Origin of the sequence: Shimia litoralis (assembly GCF_005518135.1) — a bacterium.
GTDB classification, from domain to species: domain Bacteria; phylum Pseudomonadota; class Alphaproteobacteria; order Rhodobacterales; family Rhodobacteraceae; genus Shimia_E; species Shimia_E litoralis.
Window position 1 is genome coordinate 207,905 of the sequence record NZ_SULI01000001.1, and the last position, 18,134, is coordinate 226,038.

The 18,134-nt window shown below is 55.9% G+C and carries 17 protein-coding genes; 8 read left to right on the plus strand and 9 right to left on the minus strand.

Annotated elements, in window-relative coordinates; translation table 11 throughout:
* Nucleotides 1–6: 6 nt before the first annotated feature.
* Nucleotides 7–1,176: a penicillin-binding protein activator gene (locus tag FAP39_RS00960; protein WP_138014491.1), complete on the minus strand. Its 1,170-nt coding sequence runs from the start codon at nucleotides 1,174–1,176 to the stop codon at nucleotides 7–9.
* Between the two features lie 97 nt (nucleotides 1,177–1,273).
* On the opposite strand from FAP39_RS00960, the gene rsmI reads away from it, so the two are divergent.
* The 3 genes from rsmI (at nucleotide 1,274) to gshB (ending at nucleotide 3,563) form a co-directional block, all read left to right on the plus strand.
* Entirely contained in the window at nucleotides 1,274–2,131 is an 858-nt protein-coding gene (gene rsmI, locus FAP39_RS00965) for a 16S rRNA (cytidine(1402)-2'-O)-methyltransferase (protein ID WP_138014492.1), read from the plus strand.
* A 73-nt stretch (nucleotides 2,132–2,204) separates the two neighbouring features.
* Nucleotides 2,205–2,561: a YraN family protein gene (locus tag FAP39_RS00970; protein WP_138014493.1), complete on the plus strand. Its 357-nt coding sequence runs from the start codon at nucleotides 2,205–2,207 to the stop codon at nucleotides 2,559–2,561.
* A gap of 63 nt (nucleotides 2,562–2,624) precedes the next feature.
* On the plus strand, nucleotides 2,625–3,563 hold the full coding sequence (gshB, locus tag FAP39_RS00975) for a glutathione synthase (protein WP_138014494.1): 939 nt from the start codon (nucleotides 2,625–2,627) through the stop codon (nucleotides 3,561–3,563).
* On the opposite strand, the gene FAP39_RS00980 is transcribed toward gshB, so the two are convergent.
* The 4 genes from FAP39_RS00980 to cobU all read right to left on the minus strand — a co-directional run bounded on the left by FAP39_RS00980 (nucleotide 3,564) and on the right by cobU (nucleotide 7,177).
* Nucleotides 3,564–5,081 (minus strand): YifB family Mg chelatase-like AAA ATPase, encoded by a 1,518-nt coding sequence (locus FAP39_RS00980; RefSeq protein WP_138014495.1) that lies wholly within the window; start codon nucleotides 5,079–5,081, stop codon nucleotides 3,564–3,566.
* A 71-nt stretch (nucleotides 5,082–5,152) separates the two neighbouring features.
* Entirely contained in the window at nucleotides 5,153–6,025 is an 873-nt protein-coding gene (locus FAP39_RS00985) for a glutathione S-transferase (protein ID WP_138014496.1), read from the minus strand.
* Between the two features lie 58 nt (nucleotides 6,026–6,083).
* The gene (locus FAP39_RS00990) at nucleotides 6,084–6,659 is read right to left on the minus strand and encodes a histidine phosphatase family protein (protein ID WP_138014497.1); all 576 of its coding nucleotides are present in this window, start codon (nucleotides 6,657–6,659) and stop codon (nucleotides 6,084–6,086) included.
* Complete coding sequence (cobU, locus tag FAP39_RS00995; RefSeq protein WP_138014498.1) at nucleotides 6,656–7,177, minus strand: bifunctional adenosylcobinamide kinase/adenosylcobinamide-phosphate guanylyltransferase; 522 nt, start codon at nucleotides 7,175–7,177, stop codon at nucleotides 6,656–6,658. The genes FAP39_RS00990 and cobU overlap by 4 nt, the downstream gene beginning before the upstream one ends.
* A gap of 239 nt (nucleotides 7,178–7,416) precedes the next feature.
* Here cobU and FAP39_RS01000 point away from each other — a divergent pair, with 239 nt between their 5' ends.
* From FAP39_RS01000 to FAP39_RS01020, 5 genes are all read left to right on the plus strand, one after another.
* Nucleotides 7,417–8,154, plus strand: a complete 738-nt coding sequence (locus FAP39_RS01000) for a ChaN family lipoprotein (RefSeq protein ID WP_246058892.1) — start codon at nucleotides 7,417–7,419, stop codon at nucleotides 8,152–8,154.
* A 64-nt stretch (nucleotides 8,155–8,218) separates the two neighbouring features.
* A complete protein-coding gene (gene coaBC / locus FAP39_RS01005; RefSeq protein ID WP_138014499.1) occupies nucleotides 8,219–9,412 on the plus strand; it encodes a bifunctional phosphopantothenoylcysteine decarboxylase/phosphopantothenate--cysteine ligase CoaBC in 1,194 nt (397 codons plus the stop codon).
* Nucleotides 9,413–9,459: 47 nt separating this feature from the next.
* Nucleotides 9,460–9,921 carry a dUTP diphosphatase gene (gene dut, locus FAP39_RS01010; protein ID WP_138014500.1) on the plus strand — a complete coding sequence of 154 codons (462 nt, stop codon included), beginning with the start codon at nucleotides 9,460–9,462 and terminating at the stop codon, nucleotides 9,919–9,921.
* Nucleotides 9,921–10,970 carry a HesA/MoeB/ThiF family protein gene (locus FAP39_RS01015; RefSeq protein WP_138014501.1) on the plus strand — a complete coding sequence of 350 codons (1,050 nt, stop codon included), beginning with the start codon at nucleotides 9,921–9,923 and terminating at the stop codon, nucleotides 10,968–10,970. The genes dut and FAP39_RS01015 overlap by 1 nt, the downstream gene beginning before the upstream one ends.
* Nucleotides 10,971–11,068: 98 nt before the next feature.
* Complete coding sequence (locus FAP39_RS01020) at nucleotides 11,069–13,081, plus strand: M3 family metallopeptidase (protein ID WP_138014502.1); 2,013 nt, start codon at nucleotides 11,069–11,071, stop codon at nucleotides 13,079–13,081.
* A 132-nt stretch (nucleotides 13,082–13,213) separates the two neighbouring features.
* Here the strand turns inward: FAP39_RS01020 and FAP39_RS01025 are convergent, their stop codons facing one another.
* The 4 genes from FAP39_RS01025 to FAP39_RS01040 are packed head-to-tail and all read right to left on the minus strand — an operon-like array spanning nucleotide 13,214 to nucleotide 17,888.
* Complete coding sequence (locus FAP39_RS01025; protein ID WP_138014503.1) at nucleotides 13,214–14,710, minus strand: phosphomannomutase/phosphoglucomutase; 1,497 nt, start codon at nucleotides 14,708–14,710, stop codon at nucleotides 13,214–13,216.
* 27 nt (nucleotides 14,711–14,737) lie between these two features.
* Entirely contained in the window at nucleotides 14,738–15,571 is an 834-nt protein-coding gene (kdsA, locus tag FAP39_RS01030) for a 3-deoxy-8-phosphooctulonate synthase (RefSeq protein WP_138014504.1), read from the minus strand.
* A 3-nt stretch (nucleotides 15,572–15,574) separates the two neighbouring features.
* Complete coding sequence (locus FAP39_RS01035) at nucleotides 15,575–17,251, minus strand: KpsE/RkpR family capsule polysaccharide export protein (protein WP_138014505.1); 1,677 nt, start codon at nucleotides 17,249–17,251, stop codon at nucleotides 15,575–15,577.
* Complete coding sequence (locus tag FAP39_RS01040) at nucleotides 17,229–17,888, minus strand: ABC transporter ATP-binding protein (RefSeq protein WP_138014506.1); 660 nt, start codon at nucleotides 17,886–17,888, stop codon at nucleotides 17,229–17,231. The genes FAP39_RS01035 and FAP39_RS01040 overlap by 23 nt, the downstream gene beginning before the upstream one ends.
* Nucleotides 17,889–18,134 lie beyond the last annotated feature (246 nt).

An 18,134-nucleotide genomic window follows, 5' to 3' on the forward strand; every position in this document is an offset into this window, starting at 1 on the left:
GTTGGCTTAGAGGCCGGCGCTGCCGAAACGTGTTGGGGCAGGGTCAATGATTACCACTTTCTTATCGCGGATTGTGGCCACAGCCAGCCCGCGTTCATTTGTACCATCCGAGCGCAGCCGGAAAATTCCGTTCACGCCCTGAAACCCTGCACTTTGTGTCAGGGCACTGCCGGTTAATGCATTGGATTTTCCTGCTTTGGCCAGTGCGCCGATCGCCGCAATGCCGTCATACGCCAATCCGCCAATCGGATGGGGCAGTCCACCATAAGCCTGTGCATAGCGGGTTTGGAATTTTTGGCTCAGACTTGGGTCTGGCATTGCAAACCAGCCGCCCTGCACACCTGGCAGTGCAAGCGTTTGCGCAGGGATATCCCAACGCGTCAGGCCGATGAACTGCGTGGTCAGCGGGCTCATGCCTGCTTCTGGCAAAAGCTGCGAAAACAGCGGCAACGCCCCCGAGGTATCCGCCGTGAGGAACAATGCGTCAGGTTTTGTATCTGCAGCCGTCGTCGTGATTTTGCGGACTGCGTTCACCACACCTTGTTGCGAAAACTCATAGCTGACAGAGCCGGCATTGGTCGCAAATGAGTTGTTGATCGCGGCGCTGATGGCGCTGTTTCCTTGCTGGCCCGAGACGTTATTGGCATGCGCGATCATGAAGTTGCTTTTGCCGTGTTTGGTCGCGTAATCCACAAGACGCGACGCCGTGTTGGAAAACGTTGGCCCCAAAACAAAGACGTTTCCGCCTGCAATGGTGGTGTTGTTTGAGAACGACAGGACATTGACACCTTTGCTGGCAACCCCGACGCCTACGGCGTTGGCGGCTTCTGCAAAGACAGGACCCAGAATAATTTTCGCGCCCTCATCGACCGCTTTGATGGCGGCTTGCTGTGCGGTTCCGGCGTCGGCAGCCGTGGCATACACGCGCAAATCGATGCTGACGCCACTTAGGTCGGCAATGGCAAGACGTGCTGCATTTTCAAGGCTTTGCGCCAGAACGGCATCCCCCGATCTGCTGGATCCTTTGGGGATCAACAGCGCAACGGGGATCGGTTTGCTGGTGTCAATAGATGGCCCACCCCCGACACCGGGTTCACAGGCAGACAGCCCCAATAGGGCAAGGGCCGCAACAGCCCCTTTCAGAAAACGTCGCGTAGAGATAAAACGGGCCAACATCGAAATTCCTTGCATACTGGGCGGAGAGGGTGCACCGCTTTGGCGTCCCCCGACCGGTTGGGGAAGATCATAAACGACACAAGATGCGGGTCCAGCTTTGAATCATCAAATCCATAGATTACAGTCAGGGTTGTACTTTGTCGCCACACCCATTGGGACTGCCAGAGACATCACGTTGCGTGCGTTGGACGTTTTGGCCAGCGCCGACGTTATTGCAGCAGAAGACACGCGGTCCATGCGCCGGTTGCTGGAAATTCATGGGGTTCCGTTGGGGGATCGGCCTGTTTTGGCCTATCATGACCATTCCGGTGCCAAGGCGCGCGAAAAGCTTATTGGCTTTCTGGCAGCGGGGAAATCGGTGGCCTATGCGTCTGAGGCAGGCACGCCGTTGATTGCCGATCCGGGATATCATCTGGCCAAAGATGCGGCGGCCGCAGGGTATCAGGTGACCTCGGCACCCGGACCATCGGCCATCATCACCGCGCTGACACTGGCGGGCTTGCCCACGGATGCGTTTTTCTTTGCGGGTTTTTTGCCCAATGCCAAAGGGGCGCGTCGCACTGCGCTTGAGGCGGTGCGGGACGTGCCGGGGACACTGGTGTTTTACGAATCTCCGCGCCGGACCGGCGAGATGCTCAAGGACGCCGCGCGCGTTCTTGGGGGGACGCGCGACGCAGTGGTCTGTCGTGAGCTCACCAAGAAATTCGAAGAAATCAAGCGCGGCACCCTCGAGAGTTTGGCCGAAGACATCGGCGGCGCGGCACTCAAAGGCGAGGTGGTCGTGCTGATTGATCGCGCAGGCAGCGAAGCCGTTGACGAGGGTGATATTGAAACTGCGCTTGAGACCGCGCTTGAAAACATGTCGGTGCGTGATGCCGCCGATAGTGTGGCCAAAGCATACGGTGTGAATAAACGGAAAATTTATAGTCTGGCGCTAAAACTCTCTGCGAAATAGCGATAGAGACAAATCCTATGCAACTGAATCCGCTGGCGCAGCCCTGTACGCCCAGCCCTGTACGCCCAGCCCTGTGCGCCGTGATCGCGGTAAACGGGCCTACCTCTCGGGGGCCGCAGCAGAACAGAGCGTGGAGCGGCACTATGTTCGTCATGGCTGCGTCGTGGCGGCGCGGCGGTGGCGAAGCGCGGATGCGGAAATTGATCTTGTGGTACGCGATGGGGACGTCGTTGTGTTCATCGAGGTGAAAAAATCTGCGTCTTTTGAACGCGCCGCGCAAAGTCTTGGCGCCCGCCAAATTCAGCGCATTCAGTTAGGTGCTGCGGCCTTTTTGGTGCAGGAACCGCATGGCGAATTGACCGAATGTCGGTTCGATGTGGCCTTAGTGAACGCAACAGGTGAAATTCAAATTCTGGACAACGCATTCTGACGGGGCATTGCAAGGGCGCGCGGCTTGGGCCATGTAATGGGCAAGCTATTCAGAGGACTGCCCATGAAAATTGCGTTTCAAATGGACCCGATCACATCTGTTGATATCAATGCCGACAGTTCCTTTCGCCTTGCCGAAGAAGCGCAGGCACGAGGCCACGAGTTGTTTTATTACTCACCTGATATGCTGGCCTATGAAGAGGGTCGCATCACAGCGCGCGGGCAATCGATGACGGTACGCCGCGAGCAAGGTAATCATGTGGACTTGGGGCCTGTCACCCATGTTGATCTGGCTGATTTCGATGTGGTTTGGCTGCGGCAAGATCCGCCGTTCGACATGCATTATATTACGTCGACACATTTGTTGGATCGGTTGATGCCGGGCACTTTGGTGGTGAATGATCCGTTTTGGGTGCGCAACTATCCTGAAAAATTGTTGGTTCTGGATTTTCCGGACCTGACGCCGCCAACCACAATTGCCCGTGACCTTGAAACCATCAAGGCGTTTAAGGCCAAGCATGAAGACGTCATTCTTAAGCCGCTCTATGGGAACGGTGGTGCGGGCGTGTTCCGTCTGGATGCCAATGATCGGAATTTGACGTCACTGCACGAGCTTTTCACCGGATTCAGCCGCGAGCCGCTGATTGTGCAAAAGTTCCTTCCTGACGTTAGCAATGGCGACAAACGCGTAATTTTGGTGGACGGCGAACCCGTCGGCGCGATCAACCGTGTTCCTGCCAAGGGCGAAACCCGGAGCAATATGCATGTCGGAGGGCGCCCTGAAAAAGTCGGCCTGAGCGCGCGTGACAAGGAAATCTGCGCCGCAATTGGCCCATTGCTCAAGGAAAAAGGGCAAGTGTTTGTGGGGATCGACGTGATTGGTGATTATCTCACAGAAATCAACGTGACCTCGCCGACAGGCATTCAGGAACTCGAGCGGTTCGATGGCGTGAATATCGCAGAGAAAATCTGGCAGGCCATTGAACGACGCAAAGAGGGATAGCTATACCTCTTTGGCGAGCGGCCCGAGGCGATAACTGACCGCCTCGGCGATATGGGGTTTGCGCACGTCGTCACTTGCATCAAGATCGGCGATTGTGCGCGCGACCCGCAAGACACGGTGATATCCACGTGCGGAGAGGCCGAACTTTTCTGCGACCCTCAGTAAAAATGTGCGGCCTTCAGGATCAGGGGCGGCGGTTTGGTCAAGCGCGTCGTGATGCGCTGTGGCATTCATGGTCTGGTTTGAGACTGTCGCAAATCGCTGTTTTTGGCGCTCGCGGGCTGCGGCCACACGTTTGGCCACGGTCGCCGAGGTATCACCGCTTTTTTCAAGATCAAGGTCGCGGATGTCCACTGGAGGTACGTCAATTCGCAAATCCAAACGGTCGATCATTGGGCCTGAAATGCGCCCCAAGTAGTCTTCACCACAGTTTGGTGCGCGAGAACATGCACGTGCAGGGTCATACAGGTGGCCGCACTTGCACGGGTTCGCCGCCGCAATGAGCATGAACCGCGAGGGATAAGACACATGTGCGTTTGCGCGTGCCACCATGACTTTGCCAGTTTCAAGAGGTTGCCGAAGCGTTTCAAGCACCGCACGCGAGAATTCAGGGAGTTCATCCAGAAACAGAACGCCGTTATGGGCAAGACTGATCTCGCCCGGTTGGGCGCGCCGGCCACCGCCGACGATTGCGGCCATGCTCGCTGTGTGGTGGGGTTCGCGAAATGGCGGGCGTCTGGAAATGCCGCCCTGATCCAACAAGCCGGAAATCGAATGAATCATAGATGTTTCAAGGGCTTCCAATGGGGTTAGTGGCGGCAATATACCCGCAAGCCGTGCGGCCAACATGGATTTTCCAGATCCCGGTGCGCCCGTCATCAGAAAATGGTGCCGACCGGCGGCGGCGATTTCCAAGGCGCGTTTGGCCCTTTCTTGTCCTCTGACATCACGCAGATCCAATTGACCGGAATCTGCGATGACTTCGCCTGGCTCGCAAGGTGCAAGCGGCGATTGCCCAGTGTAATGACGCACGACGTCAGCAAGGCATCCGAGCCCAAACACCTGTGCATCTCCGACCCATGCGGCCTCGGGACCAGAGGCGCGCGGGCATAGCAACGTGCGTTGTTCTTCTGCTGCCAATACTGCGGCGGGCAGCGCGCCAATCACGGGAACCAAGGTGCCGTCCAAAGACAGCTCGCCCAGTGACACGGTGCCTTCTATGGAGTCCGGAGGCAGCACGTCGATGGCCGCCAATAAGGCAAGCGCAATTGGAAGGTCAAAGTGGCTGCCTTCTTTGGGTAAATCCGCAGGAGACAGGTTAATCGTGATACGCTTGGAGGGAAGGGCAATTGCCATGGCATTCAGGGCGGCCCTGACGCGTTCGCGGGCTTCGGATACCGCCTTGTCAGGAAGACCGACAATTGAAAATGCCGGTAGGCCTGCGGACACCGCGCATTGCACTTCGACGAGATGGGCGTCGACGCCTTCAAATGCAACGGAATAGGCGCGCGCCACCATGTCGGATGTCTTTCGTCAAGGGATGACGGACACGATATCCAGACATGGTTAGCGAAAAGTAAATGGGACCGCTATGCGTTGAGCAAACTCATAAATGCGGGCCACGCCTCGGGATCTGCGACGGTTTTGTCACGACAGAACGCATTGCAAAATCCAATGCGGCGCCCGTCGATTTCAAGCACATGCGTGACGGATGCGCCGGAATATGGACACGCCTCATTTTCAGAATCAGTCCCGCCCACGGCTGCAGCGGGCAACGGTGCGGGGCCGGGCCATGGTCGTGTGTCATATGTTTGTGCATAGCGTTCCAGCGTCGCACCAGACACGAGGCCCATCGCGCGCCACCTGCGGAATGCCGGGTCCGCAAGATGGGTTTGCACATAGGCTTTGGATGCCGCAGAGACAGGAAGATCATAGCCTGCGATACGGGCGGCGACAGGCGCGTAAAAGGCATCTGCGATACTATATTGACCCAATAGCCAAGGCCCCTTGGTTGTTCGAATTGCGCGCGCGTGATCCCAAAGCGTTTCGAGCCGCGCGATGTCCGTAAGGACGTCCTCTGACGGGGATGTGTTGATGTAGGCGGTGCGCAAATTCATCGGGCATGCCGCGCGCAGCGCCATGAACCCTGCATGCATTTCCGCCGTCAGGTTGCGGGCGGTGGCGCGTTCTAGCGGGGATGTCGGCCAATGTCCGGCCTCGGGATGACGGGTGGCCAGTTCTTCGGCGATGGCCAATGATTCCGAGACAATTGCCCCTTCGGGTGTCTGAACGGTCGGAACGGTGCGCGCAGGCGAAAAGGCGGCCAGTTGGGCGGCAACCGAGGCTTTGGAAAAGTCGAGCATGTGGGTTTTGAACGGAATGTTGAACCGTTCAAATAACAGCCAGCCACGCAGGGACCACGATGAATAGGCGTAATCGCCGAGCAAAAGAGAATAGGTCATGCAAACAGCCTAGCGAGGTTTGCATTGATCGAAAAATGAAATATTTTTGCAAGGTCCATCACGGGTTGTGATTGATTTGCTGCGCGGACCATGTCGGTTGAGTCAGAAGTGTCGTGACCGAAAGATTATCGATCTTATGGGAAAACGCGGCAGAGCCATCGAGGTTTTCCGCCCGTGCAATCTGGGTCAAAATGGCGCCAAAATGGGCAACCACGATCACGTCACGATCCGCGTGTGCGGCCATGACGCGATCCACTGCGGTATCTACGCGCGCGCATACTTGGTTCCAGCTTTCGCCATTCGGCGGTGTCGAGTCACCAGGGGTTTCCCAAAACGCGCGGATACGGGCCGGGTCCATCGCCTCGGCCTCGGCGAACCTCTTTAGTTCCCAATCGCCAAAATGTATTTCGCGCAAGTCCGGATCATGCGGCAGTCGCGTACGCCTGCCTTGAATTGCGCTGGCGGTATCCACCGCGCGGCACAAGTCCGAGCTGATCACGACGGCGTTTTCGGGTAAAAAATCAGACAGGCGCGCAAGGGCTGCGGTGTCCGAAAGATCGGCCGGAATGTCAGACCATCCCACCATAGATTTCGCGTGCGTGGGGCCATGCCGGACCAGAAATATCCTACTCATCCGAGGGTGCCTTTCAAGACAAGAGGTTGGCCCGCCACTACAAATACCGCGAGATCAGAGATACCGGCCAGATGTTGGTTCAGCTTGCCTTGGGCGTCGCGAAACTGTCGGGCCAGTGAGTTGTCGGGCACCACCCCCATGCCGACCTCGTTCGAGACAATGACCACACGCCCTTTACAGGCGCGAAGGGCGGCCACAAGAGATTGGGTTTCTGTCGCGATATCGGCTTGAGCTAGCATTTGATTGCTCAGCCACATGGTTGCACAATCGAACAACACGATCTGGCCTGTTTCGACCTGTGCCAACGCCGCTGACGCATCGGTCGGGGCCTCAATGGTGTGCCAATCTGGTCCGCGTGCAAGGATATGCGCATCGATCTTGGCGGTCATTTCGTCGTCAAATGCTTGCGACGTGGCGATGTACACCCGCGGCGCGCCTGATTGCATGACGAGGTTTTCTGCAAACGCAGATTTTCCAGAAGAGGCCCCGCCAAGCACAAACGTTAATTTTGGAAGCATGAGCTTTGCCCGCGTTTGAATCCATTGATCTATAGTGCGTAGCTCTGTCCGGTGTCTGTTTCAAGAGGCGTACACGAGATCGACTATAGGCTAGGCGCTTACGATCTTTGGACGACCTATTTCCAATGCCATTTGGACGCTTGAACCCGATGCTATTCGGGTTCAAAAAGGCGCTTATGATACGTTTGATTGTTTCGCTTTGTATGTGTGTCACCCCAGCCATTGCTGAGGAGATTACGGTGTCGGATATTTCCAGTTTTTTTAAAACTGATGTGTTTTTCTTGGGTGAACTTCACGACAATCCCTATCACCATGAACGTCAGGCCGAGGCCGTGGCGCTGATCGAACCTTCTGCAATTGTGTTTGAAATGCTGACCGCAGCGCAATCTTCCACGATAACCCCCGCGTTACGGGAAGACCCGCGCGCGCTTCGGGCCGCGTTGGATTGGGATAATAGCGGATGGCCTGATTTCGATATGTATTATCCGATTATCAAGGCCGCACCGTATGCGGAAATCTATGGGGCACAAGTCACACGTGACGCAGCTCGTGCATTGATAAAAACTGGGGATATCACCGCCAGCTTTGGCCTTGATGCAGAGATTTTCGGCCTGACATCCGCATTGCCAAAAGAACAGCAAACGCTACGCGAAGACGCACAGTTCGCAGCCCATTGCGATGCCTTGCCCAAAGAGATGCTGGCGCCGATGGTGTTGGTGCAACGCATGCGCGATGCAAGCTTGGCCAAGGCGGCGATGGATGCATTTTTTGAAACAGGTGGACCCGTGGTTGTGATCACGGGCAATGGGCATGCACGCACGGATTGGGGGGCGCCGGCCCTGATGGATCCGGTCCTGCACACGGTCAGCATCGCGCAACTTGAATCCCGCCCTGACGGGGATATCAACCATGATCACTATATCCTGAGCCCTGAGGCGATGCGCGAAGATCCCTGTTTGGCGTTCAAGAAAAACTAGGCCTGCTTGTCTCTGGTTCAATCAAGGCATAGTGTTGGGCCAAGAGTTGCAAACGGACGCCAAGATGCTGACAGACAAACGCATTCTATTGATTATCGGGGGCGGGATTGCTGCCTATAAATCACTGGATTTGATCCGCCAACTGCGCAAACGCGGCGCGTGGGTCACACCGATCCTGACCAATGCCGGGGGCGAGTTTGTGACGCCTCTGTCGGTGTCGGCATTGGCGGGCGAAAAGGTGTATCGCGATCTGTTCGACCTGACCGACGAAGCCGAGATGGGGCACATTCAGCTGTCACGTTCCGCAGATTTGGTGGTGGTCGCGCCTGCGACGGCGGATTTGATGGCCAAGATGGCGCATGGGCATGCCAATGATCTGGCCTCAACGCTATTGATGGCGACGGACACCCCGGTTCTGGTGGCCCCTGCAATGAATGTGCGTATGTGGGAACATCCTGCGACGCAGCGCAATATCAAAACCCTGCGTGGCGATGGCATTGGATTCGTCGGACCCAACGAAGGTGACATGGCCTGCGGAGAATACGGTCCGGGCCGGATGGCGGAACCTCTTGAAATTGTGTCGGCGATTGAAGGCATGTTGGCTGATGGCCCCTTGTCTGGACAGCGCATTCTGGTGACCTCCGGCCCCACGCATGAACCCATTGATCCGGTACGTTATATCGCCAATCGCTCGTCTGGATCACAAGGCAGTGCCATCGCCCGCGCATTGGCGGTACAGGGCGCGGATGTGGTTTTTGTGACAGGCCCTGCCGATGCAGAACGCCCGCAAGGGGTGCATATTGTTGAGGTGCAAACTGCGGCCGAGATGCTCTCTGCGGTTAAGGCCGTGTTGCCGGTCAATGTGGCCATATTTGCCGCAGCGGTTGCTGATTGGCGGGTCACGTCGGTCTCTGACAGCAAGATCAAGAAACAAAACGGCGCAATCCCGACGCTCGAGTTTGCGGAAAACCCCGATATTCTGGCCACCGTAAGTCAAATGAAAACAGGTCGGCCCGAGCTGGTGGTCGGGTTTGCCGCTGAAACGGACGATGTGATTGCCCATGCGACAGCCAAGCGGTTGCGCAAAGGCTGTGATTGGATCGTGGCCAATGATGTCAGCCCGGAAACCGGTATCATGGGCGGCAGTGAAAACGCCGTGACTGTGATTTCGGACGCAGGCGCCGAAAGCTGGCCTCGCATGGGAAAAGAGGCCGTGGCGCATAAACTTGCTGAACGCATTGCTGCGGCATTGCACTAGGCGTCGGCGCATAACTTGGCCCGTCCAGACGACAAGGGGAACGCGGAGTGCTGTCCATCAAAGTAAAGTGGCTTGATCGTGCGGATCAATCCGTCGCCTTGCCGTCCTATGAAACCACAGGTGCAGCAGGCGCGGATGTGCGTGCCAATTTTGCTCCTGATGATCGCGCGGGGGTACTTTTACAGCCCGGTGCGCGGGCTTTGATCCCGACAGGGCTGGCGATTGAAATTCCACATGGGTTTGAGGTGCAAGTGCGCCCACGATCCGGCCTTGCGCTTAAACATGGGATCAGCATTCCCAACAGCCCCGGCACGATTGATAGCGATTACCGCGGACCTTTGGGGGTTATCCTGCTGAATTTGGGCGATACCCCGTTTCACGTGGCCCATGGTGCGCGGATCGCACAGCTCGTTGTTGCGCCTGTCGTGCAAGCAACGTTTGGGGTGCAGGGCGATCTTGGCCAAACCGCGCGCGGCGAGGGTGGTTTTGGCTCGACGGGGGTAAACTGATGCTGCTGGTATTGGTGATGGCGGTTGCGATTTATGGCATCGGCGCGGTGATGAAGGCACCGGCATCTGCACGCTGGAGCATGATCGGGATTTTATATCTGGCTGTTTTGCTGATCAACCTGACGCTTCCGGCAGGGCATTCGTTGCGCATGGCGACAGGCCAAAGCCCCGTTTTGTGGTTGATGATCGGCGCGAGCTTTGTGATCTTTTTGGTCTATCGGGCGGGGTTGCGATGGTTGCGCAGACGTGTTGCGCCCGAGATCCCGGTTGCGCAGCCGGAGCTGTTTTCCGAGACCGAGCTGAATCGCTATGCCCGCCACATTGTTCTGCGCGAAATCGGGGGGCTAGGGCAGAAAAAGCTGAAAGAATCCAAGGTTCTGGTGGTTGGTGCTGGCGGGTTGGGCTCGCCCGCGTTGTTGTATCTCGCCGCATCTGGTGTGGGGACAATCGGTATTATCGACGATGACGTCGTGGAAAACTCTAATCTGCAGCGTCAGGTGATCCATACCGATGATGCGATCGGAACGCCCAAAGTCGTCTCAGCCATGAACGCAATGAAGGCGCAAAACCCATATGTCACGGTACGCCCTTTTCACCGACGGCTAGAGGCAAAAGATGCCGATCAACTGGTCGCCGAGTTTGATTTGGTTTTGGACGGCACAGATAACTTTGACACACGGTATCTGGTGAACCGTGTCTGCGCCGCACACCGAAAACCGCTCATCTCTGGGGCGTTGTCACAGTGGGAAGGTCAGCTAAGTGTATTTGACCCTGCGAACGGAACCCCCTGTTATCAATGTGTGTTTCCCGAGGCACCTGCAGATGGGTTGGCGCCAAGTTGTTCCGAAGCGGGGGTGATCGGGCCATTGCCAGGTGTCATCGGAACGATGATGGCAGTCGAGGCGATCAAGGTCATCACTGGGGCGGGTCATGCCCTGCGTTCAGAAATGTTCATTTTTGATGCCCTCTATGGCGAAAGCCGGAAATTTGGGCTTAAGCCACGCGAGGATTGTCCTGTGTGTGGGGCGAATGCGCCAGACACAGCGTAAACCTGAGCCGTCTCAAACGTAATCTGGAAATGAAGGCGCCCTTGATTGCGGCGCTCATGCGGACTGCGTAGAGTGCCCTTCAAACAAGGAGTCGCCGCATGACCAACCCTCTTTTGTCTGAATGGACATCCCCGTTTCAACTGGCCCCGTTCGATACAATTTCGGATGATGATTTCGCACCTGCCTTTGAAACGGCCTTGCAGGCACATCAGGCTGAAATTGCATCTATCGCGGACAATCCCCAAGCACCGACGTTTGCCAACACCATCGAAGCTCTAGAGGCCTCGGGCGCGGCGTTGGACAAGGTGCTGTCGGTCTTTTTCACGTTGGCAGGTGCCGATAGCACCCCCAAACGCGAAGAGCTTCAGCGCATGTTCTCGCCAAAGCTGGCGGCGCACGGCGCAGAAATTTCATCGAACAAGGCACTGTTTGCGCGTGTGGCACATGTTTGGGACGCGCGCGATACGCTTGACCTCAGCCCAGAGCAGGCCCGTGTGTTGATGTTGACCCACCGTGGGTTTGTCAGAGGCGGGGCCGCATTAGACGGCGATGAAGATACGCGTATGAAAGACATCAAATCGCGCTTGGCCGTGTTGGGCACGCAGTTTACCCAGAACTTGCTGGCCGACGAACGCGATTGGTTCATGGAACTGCAGGATGACGATTTGCACGGGCTGCCAGAGTTTTTGATTGATGCGGCGCGGGCTGCCGGGGTCGAAAAAGGGGTGCAAGGCCCGGTTGTGACCCTGTCGCGCTCGATCATCACCCCGTTCCTTCAGTTTTCTGCAAGGCGTGACCTGCGTGAAATTGCGTTTGCGGCGTGGGCTGCCCGAGGCGCAAACGGTGGCGCCACTGACAATCGCGCAATTGCCGCTGAAATTCTTGAGTTGCGCCAAGAGCGGGCCAATCTTCTGGGATACGCATCTTTTGCGGCCTATAAGCTTGAAACCGAAATGGCCAAAACGCCGGACGCGGTTCATGATCTGTTGATGGATGTTTGGGAACCTGCCAAAGCTGCCGCGCTGAGTGATGCGGATGTCTTGACCAAGATGATGCATGCGGATGGCATCAACGGGGATCTGGAACCGTGGGATTGGCGCTATTATGCGCAAAAACGTCGGGTTGCCGAACACGATTTGGATGAAGCCGCTATCAAACCGTATTTTCAGTTGGATCGCATGATCGAGGCGTCGTTTGACTGTGCGACCCGCTTGTTCGGGCTAGAGTTCAGGGAATTGGATGTGCCGCTGTATCATCCGGATTGCCGCGCTTGGGAGGTCACACGCGATGGAGCGCACGTCGCGGTGTTTATCGGAGATTACTTTGCACGCGGGTCAAAACGGTCTGGTGCGTGGTGTTCGGCAATGCGTGCGCAAGCCAAGTTCCCGCATGACCAAGCGCCTGTCGTGATAAATGTTTGTAACTTTGCCAAGGGGGATCCGGCCCTATTGTCATATGATGATGCGCGCACGCTGTTCCACGAATTTGGCCATGCCTTGCATCAAATGCTGTCGAATGTGACGTATGAATCCGTCTCGGGCACGTCGGTTGCGCGTGATTTCGTTGAACTTCCTTCACAGCTCTACGAGCACTGGCTGGATGTGCCAGAGGTATTGGAGAAATTTGCAACGCATGCTCATACGGGCGAGACGATGCCTAAGGCACTGCTGGATAGGGTTCTTGGGGCTGCCAATTTTGATATGGGGTTTCAGACCGTTGAATATGTGTCCTCGGCGCTTGTGGATCTGGCCTTTCATCAAGGCAAGGTACCCACTGACCCGATGGCCGCGCAAGCTGAGGTGTTGCAAGTCATTGGCATGCCGTCTGCGATCACCATGCGCCATGCCACGCCGCATTTTGCACATGTCTTTTCCGGGGATGGGTATGCGTCCGGCTACTATAGCTACATGTGGTCCGAGGTGATGGATGCAGATGCGTTTTCTGCCTTCGAAGAGGCAGGGAGTGCGTTTGACCCCAAGCTTGCAAAGGCGCTCGAGCACTGCATCCTGTCAACCGGAGGCTCGCAAGATCCAGAAGACCTATACAAGGCGTTTCGCGGACGCCTCCCCGGGGTCTCGGCCTTGCTTAAGGGCCGCGGTTTGAATAGCTGAAGTATTCCAGTTTACGACGGTTACGACGTATTCTGACACAAGAAAAAACGCCGGGCACAGCGTGCCCGGCTTGGCCCAAGGCCTGATGGTACGCCCCATAAGGGGCGTTCTGTTAGGGGGCGGGAGCGCCGATCAGATTGTTTGATCGTAGTCCCCGACAGACGGTTCAGTCCGAATGACCGCGTCGATATCTGCAAAAATAGCCCGCATTTCTGCGTCGCTTTCGCTGCTTTCACAAACCACGACAAGGTTCGGCGTGTTGCTTGAGGCGCGTACAAGCCCCCAGCTGCCATTGTCCAGAATAACGCGTGCGCCATTGACGGTGACAACCTCTTTGATGGGGCGTCCTGCAAATGTTTCGCCAGCTTCGTGTTTCGCGACAAGCTTGGCCACCAAACGCTCGAGCACGTCGTATTTTTCCGTGTCACCACAATACGGCGACATGGTCGGGGTGGCCCATGTCTTGGGCAATGCTTTGCGAAGGTCTGACATTGACATGTCAGGGTTGCGGTCCATCAGTTTGCAGATCTCGACTGCAACCCGCATCCCACAGTCATACCCACGGCCAATGGGTTCCGCCAAAAAGTAGTGACCGGACTTTTCAAACCCTGCCAGCGCACCAATTTCCTTGACGCGGCGCTTCATATGGCTGTGGCCGGTTTTCCAATAGTCAGCGGTGACGCCATTTTTTTGCAATTCCGGGTCGGAGGCAAACAGGCCGGTGGATTTCACATCTGCCACGAATGTGCTGTTTGGATACAGTTTTGACAGATCGCGGGCCATGATGACGCCCACCTTATCGGCAAAAATTTCTTCGCCTTCGTCGTCGACAACGCCGCAACGGTCGCCATCGCCATCAAACCCAAGCGCCATGTCCGCGCCTGAGGCTTTGACGCTGTCAGACATATCGTGCAGCATTTCCATGGCTTCGGGGTTGGGGTTATAGTTGGGAAACGTATAGTCGAGCCTGTTGTGGCTCTCGACGACCTCGACACCCATGCGCGCAAAGAGTTCAGGCGCAAAGGCAGACGCCGTGCCGTTGCCTGTTGCGCAGACCACCTTGAGCGGGCGAGACATTTTGAAATCACCAACCAGATCATCAAGGTATGCTTCCTTGACGCCATGGATGAACTCGTAAGATCCACCATCGCAAGCCATGCCCTCGTCGTTTAGAACAATGTCGCGCAGTTCGTCCATTTCAACCGGACCATGTGTCAAAGGGCGTTCAAAGCCCATTTTGACACCGGTCCAGCCGTTGGGGTTGTGAGATGCGGTGACCATTGCAACCGCAGGCACGTCCAAATGGAATTGGGCAAAATAGGCCATCGGTGACAGGGCAGGGCCGATGTCTTTGACCTGAATACCCGCCTGCATGAGGCCAAGGATCAACGCATTTTTGATAGACACAGAATAGTCGCGATAGTCATTCCCAACGGCGATGACGGGCTCGATGCCGCGGCGGCGCATTTGCGTTCCAAGGCCAAGCCCTAATGCGGTCACACCAGGTAGATTGATTTCTTCTGGAAATTTCCAGCGCGCGTCATATTCACGAAACCCTGTGGGTTTGATCATTGGATCGCGCAAAAATTCCCAAGTATTCGGGGTCACATCAGAAGCGGGGCGAGTCATAACAATACGTTTCCTGAAAATAGATAATTACAAAGTAATAGGGTCGGACTTTGCCAGCTTATCAAATGCCATCAAGGATTTTACAAGGGCTGCCATTTGATCCAACGGGATCATGTTTGGGCCGTCTGAGGGCGCCGAATCTGGATCTTCGTGTGTTTCAATAAATACCGACGCAATGCCCAGCGACACAGCTGCGCGCGCCATGACCGGCGCAAATTCGCGCTGGCCACCGGAAGAGCCACCTTGGCCTCCTGGTTGTTGCACAGAATGCGTGGCATCCATGACGACCGGATATCCGGTTTTCGCCATGCGTGGCAGACCGCGCATGTCAGTCACAAGCGTATTATATCCGAACGAGGTGCCACGTTCGGTCAGCATGATCCGCGTGTTGCCGGTGCTCTCTACTTTGGTGACGACGTTATCCATGTCCCAAGGAGCAAGGAACTGGCCCTTTTTCACGTTGATCACCGCGCCGGTTTTTCCTGCTGCCAAAAGCAAATCAGTCTGACGACACAAAAACGCAGGAATTTGCAGAATGTCTACGGCATCGGCCGCTGGTGCGCACTGGGCTTCGGAATGGATATCGGTCAGCGTTGGCACTCCGATGGCCTTGCCAACGTCTTGCATCACCTTAAGGCCTGCGTCGATGCCCAAACCACGTTTGCCCGACACAGATGTTCGGTTGGCTTTGTCATATGATGCCTTGAACACATATTGCGCTCCGACGGCGTCGCAAGCCTCTTTCATGTGACCCGCAATCATTTGGGCGTGATCCGTGCTTTCAAGCTGGCAAGGGCCTGCAATGACCGTCAGGGGCATGTCGTTGCCAACGGTGAGGCCCGCAATTTTGATGTGTTTCATAGCTTAAGTGGATACCTGTTCTCGGAGGATGGAGGCTGTGAGCGAAATCATCAGGTAAATACCCGAGAAAATTAGGAATGACAGCAGTGTATTTTCGAATGAACGTGGATAGCTCGGGTCTTCGGAGGGCACCGGAATGACACTGGTTGTCAAATATCGCACTTGGCGGTTGGCCTCAAGTTCTGTGGTCTTGAGCGTTTGCAGCGCCGTTTGCATGAGCACGTCTGCAGTCGCAAGATCGGCCTGTGCCATCTGAATCTGCGAGGTCTTTTGTGCCAATGACGTATCACCGGAATTGGCCTCGGTCATCTTATCTTCAAGAGACTTTAGCAAGTTTTTCAAACGGCGCACGTCACCTTGGACACCTTCGACACGTGCTTTGTTAGGACGTGGATTGTCCAACAATGCTTGAAGTTGAAGCTCTTTTTCCTGAAGCTGGATTTGTACCGTGGTAACGCGAGAGCGTAGGCTGGCAATCACCGCTTCGGGGTCAAGCACCGTGCTTTCTTGTAGGGCCACAAGTCGTTGCTGCGCTTCACGGCGTTCTGACTTGGCAAGATCCAGACTTTCTCGGGCATCTTGCAGTTGATCCTCGCGTTTGCGCTGGGACAGGTCGTCAATCCGTTGTTCGGCATAGGAAATCAGCTGTTCCGAAAAGCGTGCACTGACCTGTGGGTCGGGCGCACTGACTTCCATGGTGATCTGGCCCTCAGTTGGGTCATATCCGATTTTGAAGTATTTCTTATAGAGTTTGTAGGCCGCTTCGTTCGACGGATTCTCTGGCAACCGCTGGATTGCGTCGATGTCTGGTGCGGAAAAGTGTTCCTTAAAGCCTTCATCCCGATCAAGGCGGATCATCGCGTCTTTGGATTGTAGATACGATTGCGTTGCAATCGAATCCTGGTTGGTGGCGAATTGCGTCCCAGATAGCAAAGATCCAAAGCCCGCACCGCCCGTGTTATCGGCCTGAAGTATCAGGAACTCGGATTTGGTAGCGTACATGGGCGTCGCGATGGCATAGAAATACCATCCCGCCAACAGAGTAGGCAAAAATACGAAAGCCGACAATCGTGCCGCCAGCAGCGCCAGACGCCGACGTCGGCGCCGCGCAATGTCGCGTTGGATTTCAGAAATTTCACGGGTGCGAATTTCTGCTGGTGAGGCAATATCGGTTGACGGAAGGTGCGTTTGTTGCACCATGGTTTGGGGCAACTGGACGCGATTGTTTCCGTCTTGCTGGGCACCTGCGGTGTTGCCTTGAACCAATTCCAACATGTTGGTGCGCTGAAACGGGTCAATGCCTTGGGCGCGCAACAGTCGAACCGCGTCATAGTCGGACGTGGCGGCAAGCCCCTGTTTCTGGGCCATACGGCGCGCCATGCGCACCTGACGTCCTGTGAGGCCCTCGCGCTTGATGGCATCGATTTCTTGTTCGGGTGTCATGCCGGACGCGCTCGGTTTTTGCCCTGCAATGGGCGCAGGTGTCGGATCGATCGGCGCCACAGTGGGCTGCTCCGGAGGCTGTTCGACTGGCGCGGCCGTTGGTTGCTGCTCAGAAGGGTGCTGATTTGCAGGGGGCGGCGTTGGAGCATCCGAACGGGCCGCAGGTGCTGCGGTGCCCTCGGCCATGGAAGGGCTGCGGCGGATACGAAACTTTTTAGCCTTGGGCTTGGTAGTCATAGAGCTGCTTTGCCTCTTCCAAGGTGTCAAACATGTGTAATTGCCCATCTACCAGAACGGCGGCTGAGCTTGCAAATTTTTCCAGAACTTCGGCCTGATGCGATACGATGATAATGGTCGTCGTACGCAGGCGTTCTTTTAGAATAGATCCTGCCTTGCGGTTGAACTCGACATCGGTCGAGTTGGGCATTCCCTCGTCAATCAGATAGATGTCGAAATCAAGCGCCAACATCAGGGCAAATGTAAACCGTGACCGCATCCCAGAGCTATAGGTGCCCAAAGGTTGGTCAAAATATTCACCCAGATTACAGAGCCAGCGACAGTATGCTTCGACATAGTCCGGGTCCAACCCGTAAAGCCGTGCGATATAGCGGCTGTTTTCCATCGCGGAGTGCCGTCCGATGACCCCGCCCATAAACCCAAGCGGAAATGAGATGCGGCAGGTGCGCCGGATTTCACCTTCGTCAGGTTTTTCTAGGCCGGCCATCATGTTGATCAATGTCGTTTTGCCCGTTCCGTTTGGTGCAAGAATGCCGAGTGAGCGGCCCAAATCCACGCGAAAAGAAACGCGGTCAAGGATCACCTTGCGCTGGCTGCCAGTCCAAAAGGACTTACTTACATTATCAAATTCGAGCATCAATCGCTCCGGCTCTGCTCTGGCCATCCTAGTTACAGGACTAAAGTTAACGCTCTATGTGGCGTCTTAAGGTCCAATATGTCGGAACCAAGGGGGGTATAGCAACTCTCTGGGGCAAGAAAGTGACATTGTCATGCAAAAAACCGGTGCCTAGGCCCCGGTTTTCCAACTTTTTGATCTGAATTTTCATTAGAAATACCCAGATTTATGCAACATCCCGTGGGGCCTAGGCTTGGATTGTCGGCC